Origin of the sequence: Microbacterium sp. HMWF026 (genome assembly GCF_003061325.1) — a bacterium.
Lineage (GTDB): Bacteria > Actinomycetota > Actinomycetes > Actinomycetales > Microbacteriaceae > Microbacterium > Microbacterium testaceum_E.
In genome coordinates this window covers 1-2756 of record NZ_QAJB01000276.1, presented here as the reverse complement: position 1 = coordinate 2756, position 2756 = coordinate 1, and the positions used below count along the sequence as shown (strand labels likewise).

General features: G+C 72.7%; 1 protein-coding gene. It reads left to right on the top strand.

Annotated features, from left to right (window positions below):
* The coding region (locus DBR36_RS10595) for an AAA family ATPase (protein ID WP_258222725.1) at nucleotides 1–2756 on the top strand (2756 nt) is incomplete at both ends.

The window sequence follows — 2756 nt, the reverse complement described above, 5'->3', positions numbered from 1 at the left end:
TCGGCGGGGTCGAGTGGTCGGCCCCCGTGCTGCTGCGCCCGTTGGCCATCCGCCGCCACCACGGCGACTTCGAGCTGAAGCTCCACGGCGCGTTCGTCATGAACCCCGAGCTGGCGCGCGCGTTCCGCACGCACCTCGGCATCCAGATCGACAGCGCCGCCCTCGCGGGCCTGGCCTACGACCAGGGCGTCTTCAAGCCGCAGCCCGTCATCGACCACATCCGCCGCCTGACCTCGCACGTGCCGACGTTCGTCGTGCACCCGCGCCTGGTCATCTCGTCGTTCGCCGACGTCGGCTCGGGTATGGCGCGCGACACCCACGACCTCGACGACACGCTGCTGAACGCGCTCGCCGGTCATCCCGACGACCGCGCGCGGATCACCGTCCGCCGCGCCGATCCGGTGGTCGTCGGCCCCGACGAGCGCACGCCCGCGGCCGACACGCTGCTCCTCGACGCGGATGCCGAGCAGGAGCGCGTCCTCGCCCGCATCTCGGCGGGTCACTCGCTCGCCGTGCACACGCTGCCCGGCACCGGTGGCACGCAGACGGTCATCAACGCGATCGGTCAGCTCGTCCACGCGAACAAGCGCGTGCTCGTGGTCAGTGCGCGCCGCTCCACGCTCGACGGCATCCGCCATCGCCTGGCCGGAGTCGGTCTGACGGGCCTCACGGTGTCGCCGCACCACGTGCGCCGCGACCTCATCCGCGCGATCGGGCGGAACGAGAAGGCCGAGCAGCCCAAGGTCGCCGAGATCGACGACGCCCTGGTGCGCCTGCGCACGGTGCTGCGCGATTACCGCTCCGCCGTCACCGAGCCGCACCTGGCGCTGGGCGTCTCGGCGCTCGACGTGCTGCGCGCGCTGACGTCGTTGGCATCCACCTCTCCGGCTCCCTCGACCGAGGCCCGTTTCGACCTCGCCACCCTCGAGAAGCTCGCGGGGCGCAGGGATGCCGCGGCCCGCGCGCTCGCGATGGCCGCGCGCCTGGGCGAGTTCCGCTTCGGACCCGACGATTCGCCCTGGTACGGCGTCAGCTTCACCCGCACCGAGGACGCGCGCGCCGCGCACGACCTCGCCGGAAAGCTGCACACGCAGGACGTGCCGCGCCTGCTCGAGCGCGGGTACGAGCTCATCGCGCAGACGCGCATGCGGCCGTTTCAGACGGTGTCGGAGCTCGGGTCGTACCTCAAGCTGCTGCAGGGCATCCGCGAGTCGCTCGACCGGTTCAGCCCCAGCGTCTTCGAGCGTCCGCTCGGCGAGCTGATCGACGCGCACTCCCCGCGGCGCGACGCGTCCGCGATGAGCGGCCCCAACCGTCGCCGCCTCAAGCGCCTGTCGAAGGAGTACGTGCGCCCGGGCGTGCACGTGCCCGACATGTACGAGGCGCTCGTGCGCATCCAGCAGCAGCGCACCGAGTGGCAGCGGGTCGTCGAAGCCGGCGTCACCCCCGAGGTGCCGCTCGGCCTGGCCGATGTGCACGTGGCCTGGCAGCGCACCGACGCGCTGCTCGGCGAGCTCGACCAGATCCTCGGCCGCCAGGGCTCCGAGCGTCTCGCGACGCTGCCCGTGCAGCGGCTCGTGCGCACCCTCGCCGGCCTCGCGGCCGAGTCGACGTTCTTCGACAACCTCGTCGAGCGCGCCCAGCTGCGCTCCGAGCTCGCCCGCCTGGGGCTGGAGCAGTTGCTCGTCGAACTGTCGGTCCGCCACGTCCCCGAGGAGCGCGTCGGCACCGAGCTGGAGTTCGTCTGGTGGCAGTCGGCGCTCGAGCACCTGCTGCGCACGGATCGTGCGCTGCTGGGGGCCAACACGAGCGTCGTCGACCGCCTCGAGCGCGACTTCCGTCTCGTCGACGAGGCCCACGCGGCCGCCGCCGGACCGCTGCTGGCGGCCGAATTGGCCACGCAGTGGCGTATCGGCATCGTCGACCACGCCGACGAGGCCACGGCGCTCAAGCGCGTCCTGAAGGACGGCCTGCACACGGCGCAGGAGATCTCGGATGCCGCGCCCACGCTGCTGCGCACCCTCGCGCCGGTGTGGCTGGCATCGCCCTACGAGGTGCCCGACGTGCCGCACGACCTGGCGTTCGACGTGGTGATCATCGCCGACGCCGCCGCGCTGTGCCTGGCCGAGGCGACCCCGGCGTTGCGCCGCGCACGGCAGATCGTGCTGTTCGGCGACCCGGTGGTGCAGAAGCCGACGCCGTTCCGCGTCAGCGCCTCGGTCGATCCCGCGGTCGACGAGGCAGACGAGGTGCCCTTCGACGGGGTGTCGGTCTTCGAGCGCGTCGCCGAGCTGCTGCCGGTCGAGACGCTCACCCGCAGCTATCGCGCCGGGGGAGAAGACCTCTCGCAGCTCGTCAACGACGCCTTCTACGGCGGCGAGATCGTGTCGCTGCCCTGGGCCGGTTCGTACCTGGGCCGCGGCAGCCTGAGCGTGGACTACGTCGAGGGTGGCGTCGGTGCGCCCGATCCCGTCAGCGGCGCGGTCGAGAGCCCCGACGCCGAGGTCGCCCGCGTGGTCACGCTGGTCGTGGAGCACGCGGTCAACCGCGCGTCCGAGTCCCTCATGGTCGTCACCGCGAGCCGCAGGCACGCCGAGCGCGTGCGCGCCTCGGTCGTGGCGGCGCTGGCGGGGCGGTCGGACGTGGCCGAGTTCGTCTCGAGGGATGCCGCCGAGCCCTTCGCCGTTCTGACGCTCGAGGAGTCGGTGGCCGAGAGCCGCGACCGGGTGGTGTTCTCGCTCGGGTTCGGACTGACC